The 22,194-nt window shown below is 29.3% G+C and carries 18 protein-coding genes; 11 read left to right on the top strand and 7 right to left on the bottom strand.

Annotated features, from left to right (window positions below; translation table 11 throughout):
* The 6 genes from IPP08_10040 to IPP08_10065 all read left to right on the top strand — a co-directional run bounded on the left by IPP08_10040 (nt 1) and on the right by IPP08_10065 (nt 8,857).
* A complete protein-coding gene (locus IPP08_10040) occupies nt 1–444 on the top strand; it encodes a D-tyrosyl-tRNA(Tyr) deacylase (protein QQS66099.1) in 444 nt (147 codons plus the stop codon).
* Nucleotides 445–546: 102 nt separating this feature from the next.
* Nucleotides 547–1,821 (top strand): phosphoribosylamine--glycine ligase, encoded by a 1,275-nt coding sequence (gene purD / locus IPP08_10045; GenBank protein ID QQS67872.1) that lies wholly within the window; start codon nt 547–549, stop codon nt 1,819–1,821.
* Nucleotides 1,822–2,026: 205 nt separating this feature from the next.
* On the top strand, nt 2,027–2,767 hold the full coding sequence (locus IPP08_10050; GenBank protein ID QQS66100.1) for a CPBP family intramembrane metalloprotease: 741 nt from the start codon (nt 2,027–2,029) through the stop codon (nt 2,765–2,767).
* An 87-nt stretch (nt 2,768–2,854) separates the two neighbouring features.
* Nucleotides 2,855–3,388 carry an NAD(P)H-dependent oxidoreductase gene (locus IPP08_10055; GenBank protein ID QQS66101.1) on the top strand — a complete coding sequence of 178 codons (534 nt, stop codon included), beginning with the start codon at nt 2,855–2,857 and terminating at the stop codon, nt 3,386–3,388.
* Between the two features lie 62 nt (nt 3,389–3,450).
* The gene (locus IPP08_10060; protein QQS66102.1) at nt 3,451–4,647 is read left to right on the top strand and encodes a tetratricopeptide repeat protein; all 1,197 of its coding nucleotides are present in this window, start codon (nt 3,451–3,453) and stop codon (nt 4,645–4,647) included.
* A gap of 202 nt (nt 4,648–4,849) precedes the next feature.
* Nucleotides 4,850–8,857: a T9SS type A sorting domain-containing protein gene (locus IPP08_10065; GenBank protein ID QQS66103.1), complete on the top strand. Its 4,008-nt coding sequence runs from the start codon at nt 4,850–4,852 to the stop codon at nt 8,855–8,857.
* 172 nt (nt 8,858–9,029) lie between these two features.
* Here IPP08_10065 and IPP08_10070 read toward each other — a convergent pair whose 3' ends face one another.
* The 6 genes from IPP08_10070 to IPP08_10095 all read right to left on the bottom strand — a co-directional run bounded on the left by IPP08_10070 (nt 9,030) and on the right by IPP08_10095 (nt 13,949).
* Nucleotides 9,030–9,563 carry a transposase gene (locus IPP08_10070; GenBank protein ID QQS66104.1) on the bottom strand — a complete coding sequence of 178 codons (534 nt, stop codon included), beginning with the start codon at nt 9,561–9,563 and terminating at the stop codon, nt 9,030–9,032.
* A gap of 316 nt (nt 9,564–9,879) precedes the next feature.
* On the bottom strand, nt 9,880–11,055 hold the full coding sequence (locus tag IPP08_10075; protein QQS66105.1) for a cysteine desulfurase: 1,176 nt from the start codon (nt 11,053–11,055) through the stop codon (nt 9,880–9,882).
* Nucleotides 11,056–11,691 (bottom strand): phosphoribosylglycinamide formyltransferase, encoded by a 636-nt coding sequence (gene purN / locus IPP08_10080; protein ID QQS66106.1) that lies wholly within the window; start codon nt 11,689–11,691, stop codon nt 11,056–11,058. It abuts the gene before it with no gap.
* Entirely contained in the window at nt 11,688–11,897 is a 210-nt protein-coding gene (locus IPP08_10085) for a hypothetical protein (GenBank protein ID QQS66107.1), read from the bottom strand. Before IPP08_10085 ends, purN begins: the two co-directional genes overlap by 4 nt.
* 136 nt (nt 11,898–12,033) lie before the next feature.
* Nucleotides 12,034–13,278: an extracellular solute-binding protein gene (locus IPP08_10090; GenBank protein QQS66108.1), complete on the bottom strand. Its 1,245-nt coding sequence runs from the start codon at nt 13,276–13,278 to the stop codon at nt 12,034–12,036.
* Nucleotides 13,279–13,418: 140 nt separating this feature from the next.
* Entirely contained in the window at nt 13,419–13,949 is a 531-nt protein-coding gene (locus IPP08_10095; GenBank protein ID QQS66109.1) for an SLBB domain-containing protein, read from the bottom strand.
* 237 nt (nt 13,950–14,186) lie between these two features.
* Between IPP08_10095 and IPP08_10100 the strand changes: the two genes are divergently transcribed.
* Together IPP08_10100 and IPP08_10105 are read left to right on the top strand one after the other, a co-directional pair.
* Nucleotides 14,187–15,131 (top strand): dihydroorotate dehydrogenase, encoded by a 945-nt coding sequence (locus IPP08_10100; protein ID QQS66110.1) that lies wholly within the window; start codon nt 14,187–14,189, stop codon nt 15,129–15,131.
* A gap of 258 nt (nt 15,132–15,389) precedes the next feature.
* Complete coding sequence (locus tag IPP08_10105) at nt 15,390–15,818, top strand: HNH endonuclease (GenBank protein QQS67873.1); 429 nt, start codon at nt 15,390–15,392, stop codon at nt 15,816–15,818.
* Between the two features lie 56 nt (nt 15,819–15,874).
* Here the strand turns inward: IPP08_10105 and IPP08_10110 are convergent, their stop codons facing one another.
* Nucleotides 15,875–17,221 carry an aspartate kinase gene (locus IPP08_10110; GenBank protein ID QQS66111.1) on the bottom strand — a complete coding sequence of 449 codons (1,347 nt, stop codon included), beginning with the start codon at nt 17,219–17,221 and terminating at the stop codon, nt 15,875–15,877.
* A gap of 328 nt (nt 17,222–17,549) precedes the next feature.
* On the opposite strand from IPP08_10110, the gene IPP08_10115 reads away from it, so the two are divergent.
* From IPP08_10115 to IPP08_10125, 3 genes are all read left to right on the top strand, one after another.
* The gene (locus tag IPP08_10115) at nt 17,550–18,824 is read left to right on the top strand and encodes a glycosyltransferase family 1 protein (GenBank protein ID QQS66112.1); all 1,275 of its coding nucleotides are present in this window, start codon (nt 17,550–17,552) and stop codon (nt 18,822–18,824) included.
* Nucleotides 18,825–18,964: 140 nt separating this feature from the next.
* Complete coding sequence (locus tag IPP08_10120) at nt 18,965–20,578, top strand: S41 family peptidase (GenBank protein ID QQS66113.1); 1,614 nt, start codon at nt 18,965–18,967, stop codon at nt 20,576–20,578.
* A 135-nt stretch (nt 20,579–20,713) separates the two neighbouring features.
* The gene (locus IPP08_10125; protein QQS66114.1) at nt 20,714–21,943 is read left to right on the top strand and encodes an ABC transporter permease; all 1,230 of its coding nucleotides are present in this window, start codon (nt 20,714–20,716) and stop codon (nt 21,941–21,943) included.
* Nucleotides 21,944–22,194: the final 251 nt, after the last annotated feature.

Raw genomic sequence — 22,194 nt, forward strand, 5'->3', positions numbered from 1 at the left:
TTGAAAGCTATCATTCAAAGAGTTTCTTGTGCTTCAGTTTCTATCGATAACAAAATTTATTCACAAATAGATGAAGGTGCTTTAATTTTTTTAGGTGTTTATACAAATGACAATGAAACTAATGCTTTAGCTCTTGCAAAAAAAGTAGCTTCACTCAGATTTTTTGATGATGATAAAAATATTCCAAATCTATCTTTAATTGATACAAAATTTGAAGTTTTAGTAGTAAGTCAATTTACAATTTGTGCTAATACCACAAAAGGCAACAGACCAAGCTTTATTAGTGCTTCTGAACCTGCTAAAGCAGAATTCCTTTACAACCTTTTTAATAATACTTTAATAAGTATTTTAGGATCTGACAAAATTTTTACAGGTAAATTTAAATCGATTATGAAAATTTCATTAACAAATGAAGGACCATTTACATTGATTATTGAAAAGTAATTTATTCTTAAAATCTATCTTGATAAAAAAATATTATTCAAAGAAAATTTATAACCTATTATAAATTCAATAACTAACATTATGAAAGATTTTGATACTAATATATCTGTACTCATTTTAGGTTCTGGTGGACGAGAACATGCTCTTGCTTGGAAAATTTCTCAGTCTAATAAACTTAAAAAACTTTATTGTTCACCAGGTAATCCTGGAATCTCTAAATATGCAGAACTAATATCTATTAATATTGAGAACCCTCAAGAAGTTGTTGAACTATCTAAAAAATTAGGAATTGACCTGGTTGTTATAGGTCCAGAAACACCACTTTCCTTAGGAGTTGCTGATGAATTGAGGAAAGAAGGAATCTTGGTGTTTGGTCCAAACAAATCAGCTGCCAGATTAGAATGGGATAAATCTTTTTCAAAGGATTTTATGTTTAGAAATTCAATACCAACAGCTAAAAGTAAAACTTTTTCAAGTGCTGATATTGATGATGCTATTATTTATTTACAAAATCATAAGTTGCCAGTAGTGATTAAAGCAAGTGGTTTAGCAGCAGGAAAAGGGGTTGTAATTGCACAATCTACTCTTGAAGCAATATACACCGTTAAAGATATGCTTACTGGTTCAGTATTTGGTGAAGCTGGTGAAGTTGTTGTTATTGAAGAATTTATGACTGGTGAAGAAGCTTCTATATTTGTTATAACTGATGGGGACAATTATGTTACCTTAGCTTCAGCACAAGATCATAAAAGAGTTGGTGATGGCGATACTGGTCTTAACACTGGTGGAATGGGTGCTTATGCTCCTGCTCCTATTGTTACACAGTCTGTTTTAGAAAAAATTAAATTGGACATCATTGAACCAGTTATAAAAGGAATGAGAAATGAAGGAAATATTTATGTTGGTTGTTTGTATGTAGGTTTAATGATAGAAGATGAAATTCCAAGAGTAGTTGAATTTAATTGCAGATTTGGAGATCCTGAAACACAAGTTGTATTACCGATATTAGATAATGATTTGTTAGAGCTATTCTTTCATGCAGCAAATTGTTCTTTGAATCCAAATATCAATGTAACTTCAACTGGAGTTGCAGCATCAGTGGTTATAGCATCTATAGGTTACCCAGGTGAATATACAAAGGGGATTGTAATTACTGGAATTGAGAAAGCAGAAAAATTAGGTGCAATTGTTTTTCAAGCAGGAACAAAAAACGAGAAAGGTTTGCTTCTTTCAAATGGTGGCAGAGTTTTGAATGTTACCGCTTTTAATAAAAATTCAGATCTAAATATAGTATTAGAAACTGTTTATAATGCAATTAGTGAAATTAATTTTGAAGGTGGATTTTATAGAAAAGATATTGGATCTAAAGGTTTGTAAGCTAATTGTTTATTTATTTTTTCTTGATTTTGATAATTAGATTTTTTGGAGTTAATTTTATAAACCAATTATTTTAATTTTGGTCACAGAATTTTGGGGAAGAAGAAAACTATCAGTTAATATTTTTGGGATATTAATTTTCTTATTGTCATTTTTGATAATCAGTAAAATTTTATGTTTATTATTTCCAAACATAGAACAAAAAATGATTGACTTAATTGCAATTATTTTTACAAGTATTTGTATAGTAATTTTTTTTGATAAAAAACCTTTAGAGTGGATAGGATTAGGAATTCATAAATTATTAATTAGAGAAATATTAATTGGTATTATATTGTCTGTTGTCTTAGTAATAATAATTTCAATTCCTTCACTATTATTATCATCAAGAGCACCTTTTATCAACCCTACTTTTTTTAGTTCACCAAACTTGTTAGTTCAAACAATAATAATGAGGCTTTCATATTCATTACTGGAAGAACTATTTTACAGAGGGTATTTATTCCAAAGAATTATTGAAATTTCAGGTGTTAGCTTCGCAGTTGTAATCTTGTCAATTATTTTTGCATCTACTCATTATTTTAATCCTGAATCAACTTTTTTAAGTGTAATAAATACTTTTTTTGCTGGTATATTTTTCTCATTACTATATATAAAAACTGGTTCATTATGGGCTCCAATAGCAGCTCATGTAACTTGGAATATTGTTTTGGGAGATTTTTTAGGATTACCAGTTAGCGGTTTGAATAGTTATTTTGGTAACAATCTTTTAGTTACTAATTTAACAAACAAATATCTACTTCTTACAGGAGGTTATTATGGACCTGAAGCAAGTTTGGTTTGTACAATTGGTATCTTAATTGGTATTTATTTTATTGTAAAATCAAACTCTATTTTTGTTTCACCTTATGTATATGCTAAGATTTTTAAAAATGGTATTAATTGATTTTCTTAAAATACATTTTGATATCTAATTCAATTGTTTTATTCTTTATTTTACAATTTATAATATTCATTTTATTTAACAACATTATTGAAATATCTAATTGTTTCCTGTAGTCTTAATTCATCGAGTAATAGCAGAGCTTTAGCTCACAATGCATATAAGATTTTAACTGAACAAGGAACTGAAGTCGAATTTTTGGATATATCAAAAATTGATTTACCTATTTGTGATGGTAATAAATGTTATTCAAATGCAAATGTGAAATTAATAAAAGAAAAAGTAATGCAGGCTAGTGGAATATTGTTCGCAGTACCAATTTACACTTATGATGTTAACGCTGCAGCAAAGAATTTAGTTGAATTAGTTGGTAGAACTCTTTCAGAAAAAGTAGTTGGCTTTATATGTGCTGCAGGTGGTTTTGGAAGTTACATGTCAGTAATGCCATTTGCAAATAGTTTGATGCTCGATTTTAGATGTGTTATTATACCTAGATTTGTTTATGCCGTTGAAGATGATATTAATGAGAATCAAGAAATAGTAAATGATAAAATAAACCTTCGTATGAAAGAGCTTATTGATTGCTTACTGAAGTTTACACCTTTATTAGTATCACCAAAATAAATCAATTTTCTGTTCAGCAAATAATTCAAACTATTTATTTTAAAAGAAAATTTATCATAAAAATGAAACTAATAAAATTATTTATAATATTATTTCCAATTTTAATTTTATCTGAAATTAGATTAAATGCTCAATGGGTATTGCTAACAAAAGAGTCAGAATTGAGTGTTAGAAAAGGTCTTGATGCAATGTATAATTTAAGATATAATGAGGCAGATAGTCTGTTCAATAAAATAATAGTTCAATATCCAGATAACCCTGTTGGTAATTTCCTTTTAGGGTTAGTTGATTGGTGGCGTATTGCTACTAACTTTGATGTTTCATCAAAAGTACAGCGTTATTCTGATACATATTATGATAAACTAAATAAATCGATTTCTTTAGCTGATTCTAAGTTAAGTAATAACCCACGAGATATTGTTGGATTATTTTTTAAAGGTGCAGCATTAGGGTATAAAGCACGACTAAAGGTCTCAAATTTTGGTTCAAGCAAAAGCTTAACTGATGTTATTTCAGCTGCAATTGAAGGTCAACAGGCCTTTCAAATATTACAAAAATGTAAGACAATGATGCCATCTAATAGTGATGTATTATTAGGGTCTGGTTTGTTTTATTATTTTTCGGATTATCTACCAAAAACATATCCTCAATTTAAATCTGCTTTTGGATTTCTTCCTCCTGGTGATAAAACTTTAGGTTTGCAAATGTTGGAAATTTCTGGAAGAAAAGCTTTATACTCTGGTGTTGAAGCAAAATATTCTCAATTAGAAATTTTATCAAATCTTGAAGGGAATCACACAAAATCTTTAGAAGTTGCTAAAGATTTGTTTTCAAAGTATCCAAACAATCCAGTTTTTCATAAATTCCTTGCTAAAAGTTATTCATTGACATTAGATTTACAAAATGCTGAAACAGAATGGATTAATATCCTTCAAAATGTTAAAGCTCGTAAATCTGGATATGAACTTTCATTAGCAAAACAAGGGCTATATTATTTAGGAGACATCAGGTTAAGGCAGAATAAATATGAGTCAGCAATTTTGCTATACAAAGAATGTGTTAAAGTTTGCAAGAGAATGGGAGTTGAAGAAGAATCTGGCTGGGCAATATTGGCAAATTTGAAAATAGGTTATTCTTATGATATGTTGGGGAAACGTAAAGAAGCTATAAATATGTATAAAGATGTTTTAGATATGAATGATTTTAGCAAAGCTCATGAAAATGCTGCTAAGTATCTAAAAACAGCATACAAACAGTAATTAAATATAAATTATAAGAGAATCTTAAAAAATAAACCTCCTTCAAAAATTATTTATGAAGGAGGTTTATTTTTAAATATACTAATCTATAAAATGACATTGTTTTAAAAGATACTATTGTTAACTGTAAAATAAACTTCTTACTTAATTTCGAGCTATTAAAAAAACATTTACTTTTTCATTTTGATTTTTTTAACATAACATGAAATATTTATTCATTTTAATTCTTTTTTTTAGTTCAGATGCCTATTCGCAACAAAATTTAAACATCCCTCAAATGACTTCTGGTATGCCTTCTTGGGCAAAATTAATGTATGAATCTAATATTAATTTGATCAAGTTAGATAGTGCTTACAGAGCATTTTATAAATTTAATAATTTTGTAAAGAGTAATTATACTAGGTACTATAAAAGGCTAATTATGAACAACAGAAATTTCATGAATAATGATGGAACTTTTAATAGTTATTCTAGTGATGTTATTGAAAAAATGTTTCAAAAAGAAGATCACAAACAATCTAAATCATTACTTGGAGAGTTAGTTTGGAAACCATTTATAATGGAAACTTTTTTTCTAGAAAAGAATAGAGTAGCTTGCCCTTGGCAAACCAATGTATATGCAATTGATGTGTCAAAAAGCAATCCAAATATTCTTGTCTGTGCTGCCGAAACAGGGTCAATTTATAGAACAACAGATAAAGGATTAAACTGGAATCAAATTGGAACGGATTTTTCACTATCTACAGAAGCAATTTGTATTCATCCATCTAATCCTGATATTATCTATATAGGAACAAATGGATCTCTTCGCAAAAGTTTAGATGCAGGATTAACATGGAAGACAATTCATTCAGTTACTGATATATATTTTTATGACATTGAAATAAATTCTTCAAATCCTAATATAATTGTTACTGGTACTGATAGAGGTTTATTTAGATCTACTGATGGAGGAGAAACTTGGAAGGGAATTTCAAACTTAAGCGTTTGTGAAATTGAATCAAACCCATCAAATCCTAATGTAATATATATTATGCAAGCTAGTAAATCTGGATATGAACCATGGAAATCAATTGATGGTGGTGCAACTTTTTCACTTAAAAATTCAGGTTGGTATAATTTAACTGATGCAGGAGTTCGTATGAGTGTAACTCCAGCAGATCCAAAACGAGTTTACGCTATTTCACTCACAAGTAAAGGTCCTCATTTAATGAGAAGTAATGATGAGGGTGATACTTGGAAAATTATTTCAACTGGATCTTATAATTTACTTGATGACAACAAAAAACCTATCAAAAGTTATAATGGGGTAGATGATTCAGTTTATAAATCTAAAGATTTTCCAATGGATAATTGGCAGGGTTATTATGATTTATCTTTAGTTGTTTCTCATACTAATCCTGATCAAATTATAACTGGGACCGGTAGTACTTATAAATCAATAGATGGTGGGAAAACTTTTGTTGTAATGGGTGGTTACGGCGGATCATTTTCGGTACATCCTGATTTACAAGAAGCAATTTCTATTGGCAAAGATACATGGATAGCTACTGATGGAGGGATTACTTATTCAAGTGATTTTTTTACTGATACGAAAAATTCAGAAGCAAGAATGAAAGGTGTCAATGGAAGTGATTTTTGGGGATTTGATGCCGGTTGGAATGAAGATATTTTTGTTGGTGGTAGATATCATAATGGAAATACTGTTTGGCATGAAAATTATTTGAACAAATTTATTAGAATGGGTGGTGCTGAATCTGCTACTGGTTATGTTAATCCAATTAGAAACCGAGATGTTTACTTTTCGGATATTGGAGGATATACAATGCCAGAAAAATATGATACTTCATGGCAATGGATTAGAATTCCTTGTGCTAAATGGCCAAATGAAACTTACTACCCAATGGAGCATAGCGACATGGTTTGGTCACCAATTTGTTATTCAACCGTTTACTTAGGGAATAAAAATGTATTATGGAAAAGTACAAACAATGGTGTTAGTTTTGATTCAGTTTTTGCTACTCCTCATAAAGAAAATAATGATGTTGTTGAAGCAATAGAAATTTCTAGAAATGACCCTAATGTTATTTACATTACTGAAAAATCAAATTCTGTAAATGATGGTTTCTTATGGAAATCAATAAATAGTGGAAAATCATTTACACTTCTACCACAACCTATAGGTACCTCGAATGGTGAAAGAAGACTTTGTGCAATTGCATTAAGTGGAAATAGTGAAAATGAAATTTGGCGTGCTTTCAGATCTGGTAGTTCATCAAACAAAGTTTTTCATTCAATTGATGGAGGAAAATCTTGGACTAATATTACAACTGCTACTATTCGTAATTTTACTATTTCTGATATTACTCATCAAATTGGAACTGATGGTGGAGTTTACATCTCTTGTGATGGAGGTAGAATTTTTTATAAAAATAATATTATGAAAGATTGGGTAGATTTTGGTAGTGGTTTAGGTGTTTCCCATTTCACTCGAGGCTTAAAGATTTTCTACAGAGATGGTAAGATTAGAAGTGGCTCAAATACTGGTGTTTGGGAAAGACCTTTATATGAAGAGTCAGAGGTTCTTGCTCAACCTACTGCCGATAAATTAACAACTGACTGCCCAAGAGATACGTTTTATTTTGACAATTATTCTGTTTTGAAATTAGATTCACTTACAAGTTGGAAATGGGAATTTAAAGGTGCTCAATTTGTTAGTAATTATAATATTCGTAACCCTAAAGTTATTTTTGGCAAGCCAGGCAAATACTCTGTAAAGCTTACTGTAACTAATTCGAAAGGATCAAATTCTAAACTTGTTGATAATATAATAGAGGTTTTGCCAAGTCAATGTGAAATTGATTCTTTTGCTGGAAAAGCACTGGATTTATCAAATAAAAATGATTATGGTAAACTTGAAGCAATTCCTGATTTAAAAAATGCAAAAGGCTTTAGCTGTTCTGCTTGGATAAAATTAAATTCCCCTCAAGATTGCTTTACGCAAATTCTATCAAATTGGAGCAGTAATGTAAGTATGGGTTTTGGATTTGCTTTCCAAGGATACCGTACAACAACTAACTTAACTTTCTCGTGGAAAGGGGTTGCTTACCAATTAACCTCAGCCTTTAATCTTGATACTTCAAAATGGATACATGTTGCCATGGTTGTTTATCCAGACTCAGTCAGGCTTTACCGTGATGGTGATAGCTGGACTTATAAAGGTAATTTTAAAGACTTTGATTTATCATCTACTCCATGGGAATTAGGTCAGGGTGTTCCAGGTCAATGTGGAAATTTTCAAGGTCAGTTAGATGAGTTAAAAATATATAATCGCTCCATATCTCAAAATGAAGTTAGAGCCAATATGCACTTAATACATCCAGAAAGTGAGCCAGGACTTGTTGCATATTATCAATTCAACGAATCCCCTGCAAACATTTATTATAATAGAGTTGGATCATTACATGGAACTAACGGAGGAGCATTAAGGATTATTTCTACTGCTCCAGTTGCTACAGGAAAAAGTTATAAAGCTTCAAACATATCTCAAGGAAAAAATATTTTCGATAGTACAGGAATTAATTTGTATTCAAACCAACCATCACAAACTGGTAGTGAAATTATTGCTTATCGTCTTTTTTCTCAACCTGATTCATTACCAAAAAATATTAAAAGTCATTCAAATAATTATTGGATAATTAAATCTTGGGGTAATAAATCATCAATTCCTTACAGCTCGATTGAGTTTAAAGATTTAGGTGAAATTATTAATGATGATGTACTTAACCCTAACACTTTTAAACTTTATAAAAGAGATGTTGCAAATGAACATTTAAGTACTTGGAAGTTAATTTCAAGTGGCGTTAATGCTGATTCTTTACTAAGATCAGTTAAATTTTCTGGAGATTCAAATATTGTAGGTCAATATATAATTGAAACTTTAGGAAATTCTGTGTTAAGTATTGACAATGAGAAAATCAATTCTAAATTTTTATCTGTTCTTCCAAACCCTTCATCCAACACATGTCTGGTTAAGTACTCAGGAATTGCTAAGTTTAATCAATTAAAAATTTATGATGTAACTGGTAAAATTGTATTCGAAAAATTGATAACAAATTCTGATGAATTGGTAATTGATATTGAATTTTTAACTAAAGGAGTTTATTATCTTGATGCAGCTAATGAAAGAATCATGATTGTTAAAAATTAGAATTAATATCATTAATTAAAACAGTTATATAACTCATATATCTTACATTCTAGAATGGTTTTATCTAAATGTAATTATATTAACTGAAATATTATATCAAGGTTATTAAAATAAAATTTAACTATTTTAATCTCGCCATCGGGGTTTTGGTAGATAATGATTCCGTTGTTGTTCATTTATCATAAAATTTATCCAGCGTCCATTTTGCAGGATTGTTGATTATGTATTCCGAAATCGTTTGATATGATTGTTCATTTCGGATAATGATTTCGTAATAATTGCGCTGCCATAATTTACCATTGAACGGTATCCAACCCAAATTTTTAACACCACGAATATATTCGTTGGTTGTCATCGTTTTAAACCATTGCACAACCCGATGTAGGGGCGAACCTACGTTTTCCACGATGCAATGAAAATGGTTGGGCATTACAATCATTTCGTGATATTTTATATCTGGAAATTTATTTTCCAATTCGTAATACCATTTTTCTATCAATTTCCCTGCGTCGCTTAATATCATTCTTTGTTCGTTATTTGGGCAGACACGTAGGTCTGCCCCTATGGTAATTTCACAAAACAAACACGCCCTATTCTGGCAACATATTGTAATAAAATTCAATCCCGCCTGCGAATATTCGTATTCCTTTAATCGGATAGACCTGCGGTGGTGGATATTTGGATTGAATTTTGGTTTGTCGTTCATTTTATTTTTTTATTCTAGGGTTGAACCGTATTGGCGAACAGATGGGGCGGCTCGTCCTAAATGAAGTTTACAATTAGTTTATTACTCATGATATAAGATTACTATATATTTTTAATCCTGAATAGGGTTTACAATAATAGAAGTTTTTTTATAATATTTTTTTATAATAGTTCCTCCATAAATTTTATGTTTTGATTATTGTTCTTGAATCATGAATATTGTATTGATAATATGGCCTAACAAATGGGTATAAAATAATGGCGTTTTTTCTGAATATCTTTTTCTGTTAATAAACCTAAATCAAGAGGAAATTAAATCAATAATTTCTTTGAATTTTTAATACTTTCTTTAATGCTTCAACACAAATATTTACATCTTCAATTGAAGTAAATCTACTCATTGAAAACCTTACAGCACATTTAGCTTGATTTTCAGGAAACCCCATTGCTAATAGAACATGACTTGGTTGCATGCTTCCTGAGGTACAAGCTGAACCATTTGAAACTGCAACTCCTTCCAAGTCCATACCAACAATTAATCCTTCACCATCAAGTTTATCTGAGTCAAAAAAAGTTACATTTATTATATTCATTAATGAGTTTTCCTCGTCACTAACAAATTTAATATTATCAATTGAACTTAACCCTTTTTTCAGAATCCCATTCAATTTTTTAAAATGAATTAATGATGAATCAATATTGGAATTAGCTAACTCAAATGCCTTATCAAAACCAACTATAAGTTCGGTGGACTCAGTTCCACCTCTTCTTTGTCTTTCTTGAGAACCTCCATGTATAATAGGTTCGAGTTCTAATTCCTTGCTTAAGTAAATTCCACCAATCCCTTTAGGACCATGAATTTTATGAGATGAAAATGATATTACATCCGCACCAAATTCTTTTACATCAATGTTTAATTTACCAAAAGTTTGAACTGCATCAGTATGTAAATATGCTCTATGAGCGTGAACAATCTTAGATAAATTTTGGATATTATTTATATTTCCAGTTTCATTGTTGGCATGCATTATACTTACAATTGGGGCAATTTCTTTGTTGCATCCTTTAAGAGCTTCATCCAATACATCTTCTTGAACCAAGCCAAACTTATCTACTTCAATGAAAATAACTTTTGCTCCGAATTTTTTTAAAAATTCTAATGTATGTAATACTGCATGATGTTCAGTTTTAGTTGTTATAATTTCAGGGATTTTATTTTCGTTGAAATATTTTTTAAATAAATACCCCTTTAATGCAAAATTGTTAGATTCAGTTCCACCAGAAGTAAAAATAAATTCTTTAGGTTCACAATTTATTCCTTTTGCAAATTTTTCCCTTGATTCTTCAATTATAGATTTAGCATATTGACCTAATCTATGCACAGAGCTTGGATTACCGAAAGATATTTTTCGGAAATCATTCATAGCTGATGAAACTTCTTCTGTTAAAAAAGTAGTTGAACTGTTATCTAAATATGTTGTGATTTGATTCAATTATTTGGTTGGAAAATTTAATATTTCTTCACACAACTTTTCAATGACCTTTGGATATATTTGATGCTCTAAAATTAGAATTTTTTGGTTTAGCGATTCTGGTGTTTCGTTCTCTTCTATATTAATATTACTTTGTGAAATTATTTCTCCTTCATCATAATTTTCTGAAACATAATGAATAGTAACTCCTGAGATCTTTTCTTTTGCATTAATTACAGCAATATGAATATTTATTCCATACATACCTTCACCACCAAATTTTGGTAATAAAGCAGGGTGAATATTAATAATTCTATTTTTAAATTTTTTGATTACTTCAATAGGGATTTTTTTAAGATAACCAGCTAGCACAATAAAATCTATTTTATAGGATAACAATTCAAACATCATTTTTTCTGAATATCCATTTAAATCTGTGAATTGTGTTTGTGAAATACATAAACTTGGGATGTTGTTTTCACTAGCATAATTTAGTGCATCACATTTAGTTTTGTTAGTAACTAATAAAGATATTTTTCCAAAAGGTTTTTCTTTTGATTGGATATAATTATCAATTGCAATTAAGTTACTACCTCTTCCGGAAGCAAAAACAGCTATATTTAAATATCTATATTGTTCATTAATATATAAATTCATTTAGTATTAAAAAATTCATCTTTTCGAGTGATTGTAAATATTAACATACCTAATCCAGTTACCAAAACATCTACTCCTGAAAGTTTACCAATAGTAGAAGTTACATTACTTTCTGCAATGTAAAAACGATATATTTGTATAAAACCTAATAATGTTATTATACAAGAAATTATTAACATTCCCTTTCTTGAAAAAATATATTTCATGGTATTAAATAAAATATTGAGAACTTTTTTTTTAAAATTAATCTAAAAGTAAAATTAGATATTGAGTATTAATAATACTTTTTTATAGTTTTAAAAACAACCTATGATAATTGATAAAGTTAAATAATTGAAATTATTATTTACTATTTAATAATTCCACAATCCTAGTTTGAGCATCATCTAAAGCCTGTTTGGATTCTTTCTGGGCAAGTAAACATTCAGATACTTCATCTTCAATTATCTCTTCAATATCCAACCATTTAGGATGTACCGGAGTCATCTTTGAATTTTTTAACTGTTCAGTAAACACTGCCCTTGTTCCAGTAGTTAGAAATGGATCACTAACAGACAGTTCAGCCGGAGTCATACCGCCTGGGAGAGCTTTACCAAATGCCAATGCATTTTTCCCACTAGTAAGAAAATCAATTAATTTTTTTGCTTTAACTTGTTCATTCGATTTTGCATTTATTGCCAAGTATTCACCTCCAGCAAAAGAAACACCTGGAGAACCTTCCTTTAATGAAGGTAAAACTGATACTCCAAATTGTAATTTTGGATTATCTTTTTTTATCTTTTCAACTAGCCAAGAACCAGAAATCCAGTAAGCAATTTTACCTTGTAAGAAAGTTTGATCAAGACTTTTTTGAGTTTCTATCAATCCAGCTCTGGATAATTCGATATACTTTTGAAGAGCTCCAATATTCGCTTCAGAATTAACAACTGGTACTCCATTTTCAGAAAAGATATTCCCTCCGTTTGACCAAAAAAATGGGACAATTTTTTTATACAATCTATGCTTATCTGGTCCATTAGAACCAAAACCATAAGCATCAGGATTTTTTGATTTAACAATTTCAGAATTTTTTAAAACATTATCCCAAGAAGTTACAGCTACTGAAGTATCAATCCCCGAATTAAATAACAGCTCTTTATTAAAGAACAAAACTCTTGTATCAACAACCCATGGCAATGCAAAACATTTATTACTCCAAATTCCTGGAGCTGAAATTTCAGGTGAAAATCTTTTAGCTGAATCAATTTGTTCTGATAGTACGCCACTTGATGAAAACTGAGCTACCCAGTCACTACCTAATTCTAAAACATCAGGAGCAGTATTTGAATTGAAAGCAGCTAATAATTTTGTTTTCCCATCGTTCCAACTTAATTCAGAAACTTCAACTTTAATTCCAGATTCCTTTTCAAATTGATTTAATTGAATCATTAAAGCATCTTTTTGAGATGGTTCACTAAAAAAATGCCAAAATTTAATTGTACCACCATCTCCGTTTGAATTTGGTTTTTCTTTTGTACAATTAGCAAACAATATTGAAACAATAAAACAGGATAATAACGTTATAAATCTTCTGGAATTCTTATTCATTTTTAGAATATATTTAATATAAATTTAGTCTTTTTGAAAAAATATCTGGTTAAAACAATTACAAGTTAATAATTTTTTGCAATATTTTTTATAAACAAGTAATATTTAATTCTAGGAATTTACAACTAAAATTATCTGAATTAATTTTTACTTGTAAAATAAGAGACTAAAGCAAGAACTGCAAGAATAGTAGTAGCAATACTTCCAGCTATTTGCAATGTTTTCTCCAATAAATTGATTGCATCTCCTTGAACAATAATTGTGTCTGCATAGTAAAGCAAAGGGTTAAGCTTTGGATTACCTGTTTTTTTATATTCATCAATATTGTATATAACTACAGGTTCTTTAATAGTACTATCTGTGGTAATATCATGTAATATCCTAATATCCTCAAGTCTAGCCCTTTCAGTGGGTCCACCAGCATAAGAAATAAGTTGAATAAGTGAAGTAGAGCTTGGAACTCTATACTTACCTGGTCTGTTAACAAAACCCCATATATTAACATCTATTGTATAACCTCCAGCACCATAATCATAGAAAGCACCACTACCAGTATTTCCTGAAGGAGGTGATCCATTGCTTGTTATTGAAGGTTTACTATTATTATCTTGAGCAAAAGTTAATAATAAAGTAGACACCAGAAAAAATATTGATAAGTATATTCTTTTCATTTAAAAAACTTAGAAATTATTTGATGGATTAAAAAAGGAAATATGCAAAACAATATAAAATATTCAGTTGCAAAAATAATGTTTTCTAACTATCATTTTTTAGAAATGTCTAAAATGAGAAATTTCTAATCGTAATTTTTTAACTTTTTAGTACTTCATTTTTGTTGTAAAGTAATTTTAACTACTAGTTGATTATCTTTGTAAACAATTAAGTTTGAATAAATTTTATTTAAAATTATGCTTGAGGTAAAAATAAGAAATATTGTTTTTAAGAATCCAATTTTAACTGCATCAGGTACATTTGGATATGGGTTAGAATGCCCTGAACTAACCGATGTTTCTAAGTTAGGGGCAGTTGTTACTAAAAGTGTTTCAAGAAAACTAAGGCATGGGAATCCGTTTCAAAGAATTGCAGAAAGCACTGGTGGGATGTTAAATTCTATAGGGTTAGCTAATGTTGGTATAGATATTTTTTTGAATGAAAAAATCCCCGCTCTTAAAGTTGCAAATGCAACTGTGTTAGTAAATATTGCTGCAAGCTCAATTGAAGAGTATTGTTATTTAATTGAAAGATGTGAAGAACTTAATGATGGAGTTGCTGGATATGAGATTAATGTTAGCTGTCCTAATGTGAAGGATGGAGGACTCAATTTTGGCACAAATTGTAATTCAGTTGGAGAGATTACAAAATCTGTTAGAAAATTAACTGATAAGTTTATTTCAATAAAGTTAACACCTAATGTAACCTCAGTTTCAGAGTTTGCAATAGTTTGTGAATCTGAAGGGGCAGATGCAGTAACTTGTTGCAATACTTTCTTAGGAATGGCTATAGATTCCAAATCACGCAAACCTAAGCTTGCAACAATAACTGGCGGATATAGCGGACCAGCAATTAAACCAATGGCATTAGCTAAAGTTTATGAAGTTCGTAAAGCAACTAAAATTCCAATTATTGGTTCAGGTGGAATTATGTGTGTTGAAGATGCTCTTGAGTTTTTAATTGTTGGAGCAAGTTTAATTGAACTTGGAACTGCACTTTTTGTTGACCCGAATTTAGGTTCAAAAATAATAATAGGAATTGAAGATTATTTAATTGCAAATAGTTTTGAATCTGTAAATGATTTAATCGGATCATTAGACACAACAATGCAACCTTCATTAGTTGCTTCAGGTTGGAGTTAAATTATTAAATGAATTGACAATATTTATTAAATAGGTTTTGATTGTTTCACATTTTTTGTTTAGATTTTATTTTTCAATAATAAAAGATTTCAATTAATAAATTATTTTTAAATAAACAAAGACTTCTCTAAGTTTTTACCAATATCAAATGGTGTGGCAAATAGTATTATTGAAACACCAAATTCATTTAGCTCAAAAGTTTTAATTTTAAATCAAAACTTTGAACCTTTGAGTATTTGTGGACTACACAAAGCCATTATTTTATTATGGCTTAACAAGGCTACTTTAATTGAAGTTAGACCAAATAGATTCATTCATTCAACTTCCAATACTTATCCTTTTCCAAGTGTTATTAAGTTAGATCGTTACGTTAGATTACCTTACAAGAAAGTTGAACTTTCCAGAAAGAATATTTTCAGAAGAGATAATTTCAAATGTGTTTATTGTGGGAAAACAACTCAACCATTAACATTAGATCACGTAATTCCAAAGTCAAGGAATGGAGGTACAACTTGGGAAAATTTAGTTTGTGCTTGTATCAAATGCAACAATAAAAAGGGTGATAGAACTCTAGAAGAATTTGGGTTGAAACTTAACATAAAACCATCAAAACCAAATTATATTACCTTTTTAAGGAATGTTGTTGGAAGGGTTGAAGATGAGTGGGAACTGTATCTCACTGTTTGAAATTTTAAAGATAATATTAGATTATAACATAATAATTTATAAGAAAAACAAAATATTTATTCAAATAATTGAGAATGAATCAATGTTAAAATAGAATTGACTTCAATTTGTTTGACCCCAATTAGGACTGCATTATTGCTAAATCCTGAAGCAATTAAATAAATTTTACTATCTTTAATTGAGCTTATAGCTTCTGCAATTGAACCATGATGTTCCGATAAATCTGCCCCGCATAGGCATATTAAGGCTACATCTTTGATAATCTCAATTTTATACTTATCTTTTAAAGATGAATACAAAACATCTGAAAAAGAGGAGGAGTTAATTGCAATAATAGATCTATTTTCAGCATTAACTGAACATTCAATATTTACATTATTCTCAATGAAAATTGAATTGAAGTTATTGAAATTTTCATTATTTAGAATCTTAATTAATACTAAATCTTTCTTTATAGAAATTGCATGAACCCCAGCTTTAATAATAGAATTATCAGGTAGAATTCTCGTTCCAGGATCTTCAGGATGCAATGAGTTTTTAACTATTACTGGTATATTCATTTCAACAGCAGGCACAATAGTCTCGGGATGAATTACCTTTGCTCCAAAATATGATAATTGCCTTGCTTCACTAAAAGTAACTTCTGGTACAACTTTAGCATTTGGAATTATTCTCGGATCTGATGTTAAAATTCCACTTACATCTGTCCAGATTTGTATTTCTTTAGCAGAAATTGCAGCACCTAATAAAGCTCCAGTATGATCTGAGCCACCACGACCAATAGTTGTAGTAACCCCATCTTCAGTCATTCCAATAAATCCTTGGGTTACAACAATTTCATAATCTCTAAGCAATGGAGTTAATTCTTTTTTAGTGGATTCAATAATTTTATTGAACAATGGTTTTGCATTAGTAAAATTATGATCTGTAACAATTACTTTTCTACTATCAAGAAGAGCAGCTCTAATTCCATTAATTTCAAAGGCAGTTTTAAGTAACAAAGATGACAACCTTTCACCAAAAGATGCAAAATAATCTCTAGTTCTATCAGTTAGTTCACCTAGTAAAATTACACCATCAATAAGATTAGAAAGTTCATCTAATAAATTTACTAAATCACTTTTAGGTGAGATTAATTCATTTGGGTTAAGATCATTCATTAGATTATAATGATGATCATGAATTTCAGAAAATACTTTTTTAGCACTTATTGAATTTCCATTAGAACAAAAATTTGCAATTGATATTAGTTTATCAGTTATACCTGAACAAGCAGAAGTTACAACTACTTTATTCCCTACCTCTAAAGTTGAAATTTTTACAACACGTAACATTGCCTCCGCATCCTTTACAGAAGTTCCACCAAATTTCAAAACAATATATTTTAAATCACTACTTTCCAATAATTTTAGATTTGAAGAATTAAATATAATTAAATAAAAAATACAAAGATAAAATCTGAACTTCAGAATTAGCAACATTAATTCGAACCTAAAATTAAACTGATTTTATTGATTGATAAAATTTATTTTTTGAAGTAATAAAATATAAAAAATGGTGCTCGTCATTTAACAGTTAAACTGTATGCGAACACCACTTTCCCCTATGTTTTGTATTGCCCACTTAGTTATTATTCGATTGCAATTGCAATTCCATAATAACTTATCAAAAATATGATTTAAATAAATACGAAATGGTGACACTGTGTAACAGAAATGAATTAATACAAATATGAAAATCTCAATAATAGCAATAGGTACTCGGGGTGATGTACAGCCTGCAATAGCACTTGGAATTGGTTTAATGAAAAATGGTCATGAAGTTATAATTTTTGCTTCTAACAATTTTGATAAATTAATTAGAAGTTATAATTTGATTTCTTACCCAACAAAATTTAACATCCAGGATTTAATGAATTCAAAAATTGGGAATAAATGGGTAAATAATGGGACTAAATCTATTCATCAATTGTTTATAATGAAGAATATTTTAAGTAACTCAATTGAATCAGGTGCAGACATTTACGAGTGTTGTAAAAATTCTGATTTGGTTATAAGCAGTTTTACATCAGATATATTTGTTCAATCTATTGCAGAAAAATTAAATATCCCTCACGTTTCAATCCCACTTCAACCATCTTTCACACCAACAAGATCAGGCTTCGCAACAATGAATGCACCTGTTCAAAACAAATATTCAATAATAAATTATATATTTGGCAAACTATTCTTAATGCCTTCTCCATGGTTCTGGTTTGGAAAGTCAAATAATTTTTTCAGAAAAAATGTTTTGAAGTTAAAGAATCAGACTAAAAAAGAATGTTATAACAATCTAAATAAAAGGCTTGTAATTCATGGATACAGTTCTTCTATTATTCCTCATCCTTTAGATTACCCAATGAATTATCATACTGTAGGATATTGGTTTTTAGAAGATGAAAAAAACAGACTAATTGAAAAAGATTTAGCGAATTTTTTAAGTAATGGAACAACTCCAATTTGTTTTGGTTTTGGGAGTATGACTGGTGGTGAGAATAAAAAAATAATGGAGATAATTACCGCAACAATAAAAAAATTAGGTGTTAGGGCAATAATTCTTTCTGGTTGGTCTGGGATGAAAAATTTTCCTATTGATGAAAATATCTTTGTAACTGATTCTGTTTCACATAATTTTTTATTTCCAAAAGTATCTTTAATTGTTCATCATGGAGGTGCGGGAACTACAGCTGCATGTTTGAAGGCAGGAACTCCAATGGTTATAATTCCACATTTAGGAGATCAACCATTTTGGGGTAGAATTATGAATAATTTAAAGGTTGCACCAAAATCAATTTACAAGTCAAAATTAAATAAGGAAAATTTATTTAAAGCAATTAAATTTGTGCTTGAAAAAAATTATTTTAAGTTTAATGCATTACATTTTTCTAAACTTTTAGAGCAAGAAAATGGTATTCTCGAAGCAGTAAATTTAATAAATAATTTCGCTGAAAAAAACAAAAAGAATTAGATTTATATTTTAAGAATTAAATTAAAATTGATATTCAAAATATTTAATATATTGTTGTAAAGTAATTTGATGCATATTCTAATAATATAGTCTAGAAAGTCTTATCTTAATTTTTATAAAAATTGAATCTTTAACATATAATGAATAAATTTAAAGTGTGGTTTGGTATAATCGGTCTTGCAATCGGTATATTTATCGGAGTTTATATTCAACCCTTAATTTCGGGAGATAATGTTTATGAACAATTAGGTAAGTTCCGTGATGTACTTCTAACAGTTGAAAAAAATTATGTAGAGGAAGTTCAAACATCAAAACTAGTTGAAAGTGCAATTACTGGAATGCTTAACGACCTTGATCCTCATTCGGTTTATATACCTGCTGAACAACAAAAAAAGGTCGAAGAGGACTTTAAAGGTAGTTTTCAAGGAATTGGAGTTGAATTTGATATAGTTAGAGATACAATTACTATAATTTCTCCTATTAGTGGTGGTCCTTCAGAAGCTTTAGGAATTCAATCTGGAGATAAAATTGTTAAGATTGATGGGAAAAATGCAGTAGGATTAAAACGAGATGATGTACCTAAGAAACTCCGTGGAGTTAAAGGAACACATGTTTCTGTTGGTATAGTAAGATCTGGAAATAAAGAACCACTTTTATACGACATTACAAGAGCTGATATTCCATTAGTTACAGTTGATGCTGCTTTTGTAAACCCAGATGGAACAGCTTACTTAACAATTAATCGTTTTGCTGAACCTACCTATGAAGAGTTTATGAGGAATATGGATAAGCTTTCAAGTTTAGGTATGAAGAGGTTGATTTTAGATTTAAGGAGTAATCCAGGAGGATATATGGATCGTGCATTAATGATTGTTGATGAATTTATTGGAGGAGAAAAACAAATACTTTTCACAAAAAGTGTAAGGCGTGATGCACAGGAATCATACAAATCAACTAATGGGCAATCTTATGAAAAATTACCATTGATAGTTCTAATAAATGCTGGTTCTGCATCTGCTTCAGAAATTGTATCTGGTGCTATCCAAGATTTAGATCGTGGATTAGTTGTTGGTGAAACCTCTTTTGGGAAAGGTCTAGTTCAAAGGCAATTCCCATTATCTGACGGTTCTGCGTTTAGAGTTACAACAGCCAGATATTATACACCTTCTGGTAGATTAATTCAAAGATCTTATAAAGAAGGTAAAGAAGATTATTACTCAATGAAGAATAGGCAAACAGATGAAGAAGGAGATAATATTGAACATACTCATGATTTAAGTGACTCATCAAGACCAATATTTAAAACAACAAGCGGAAGAAAAGTATTAGGTGGTGGAGGAGTTACTCCAGATTATGTTGTAAAGTTAGACACATTAACTCCAACTGCTATTGATATAATTCGTAAGAATGTGATTTGGGAGTATACTGAAGACCTTATTAATTCATCAACAGGAAAGGATATTAAAAGTAAATATCAATCTAACTTCAATGAATTTCTTACTAACTTTAATATTTCTGAAGTTATGATGAATAGATTTCTAGAAATAGCTAAATCCAAAAAGATAGAAATTAAGCCAAATGAAATAAAGGCTGATGAAGATGATATTAAAGGAAGAATAAAATCAAGAATTGCTAGAAGTATTTGGGGTAATACAGCATTTTATCAAGTTGCATTATTAGGAGATAAGCAATATGAAAAAGCATTATCATTATTTCCTGAATCTATAAAAATAGCAAAACTTGCACAAAAATAATAGTTTTCAAATATATTGATTTGATTTGACTTATTAATAAGGTTATACCTATTTTTGGTGTAACCTTTATTATTTAAAATAAGTCTAATTTAAAATCAAACTAGTTTTTAATCCAACATTTATAAGCATATATTTATGAATTATAGAGAATCAATAAATATGGCTTTTGTTTCTATTAGTTCTAATAAACTTAGAGCTGGGCTTACCCTATTGTCAATTTCAATTGGTGTATTTGCTATTGTTGGTATTGCTGCTGCTGTTTCATCATTGGACGGTCAAATTAATACAACATTATCTCAATTTGGCCAAAATGCTTTCCAAATTCAAAAAAGACCTGCTATAAGTTTTGGAGATGATTGGAGAAGATTTAGAAATAGAAAAGACATTACTTTAAGGCAAGCCTTTAATTTAAAGAAAAAGTTGACAACTGCTAAAAGTATTGTTTTTTCTAAAACCACGTTTGGTGTAACTGCAAAATATGGAGAAATTGAAACAAACCCTAATGTAAATTTAATTGGTACAAATGAGTATTACATTCCTTCATTAGACTATAAACTTACTAGTGGAAGAGGAATTTCTGAAGCAGATGTTGACATTAAAAGTAAGGTTGTTGTTTTGGGAACTGACATTGTAAAAAAGATTTTTCCAAATACAAATCCATTAGGAAAAACCATTTCGTTAAACAATATTCGTTACCTTGTAATTGGTGTTCTTGAAAGCAAAGGAACAACATTTGGTCAGAGTCAAGACAACATTCTAATAACTCCTATAACTTCTGCAGCAATTGATTTTTTTGATGAATGGAATAATTCAGTTAATTTATCAATTAGATCTTACTCAATGGAAGATTTAAATAATGTAATTGATCAATCTGTTATGCTCATGAGAGTTTTAAGAAATGTTCCAATTGGTGAACCCAATGACTTTGAGATAATTACAAATGAAAATATTTCTGAAACCTTTAGTAATATGACTAATTACATCCAACAATTTGGGCTTGCTTGCGGTGGAATTGCTTTATTAGCTGCTGGAATTGGCATAATGAATATTATGCTTGTAAATGCAAAAGAAAGAACTCGTGAAATTGGAATAAGAAAAGCATTGGGTGCAACAAGTACAAATATATTAACACAATTTTTGATTGAAGCAATCACTCTCTGTCAGCTTGGAGCTATTATGGGTATTATACCTGGCTTAATTGCTGGTATTGGAATCTCTCTGTTTTTGAAAGTGGATATATCATTACCTTGGACACAAATTTTTGTTTCTATTTTAGTATGTACTTTGATTGGTGTTATTTTTGGTGGCTATCCTGCTTGGAAAGCATCTAAATTAGACCCTATTGAGGCATTACGCTATGAATAGTTTGATGAATTTTTTAATTGTTCTTTTAAGAAAAATTAAATTGACAAATTATCTTCTATCTTTATTTTTCCATATATAAACTTCCCTATTTAAACTCAAAATTAATAATAGTAATTCATTTTTTAATAAATTTTTTAATAAATTAAGTTAAACCTATTTTTGAATCAGTTTAGGTCTTTTTTCAAAAAACACAATTAAATTTGTAACTAATTTTTATAAGTATTATAAAAAATTTTTACTTATAAAACTTA

The sequence above is a fragment of the Chlorobiota bacterium genome (assembly GCA_016700335.1).
GTDB lineage: Bacteria > Bacteroidota > Ignavibacteria > OLB7 > OLB7.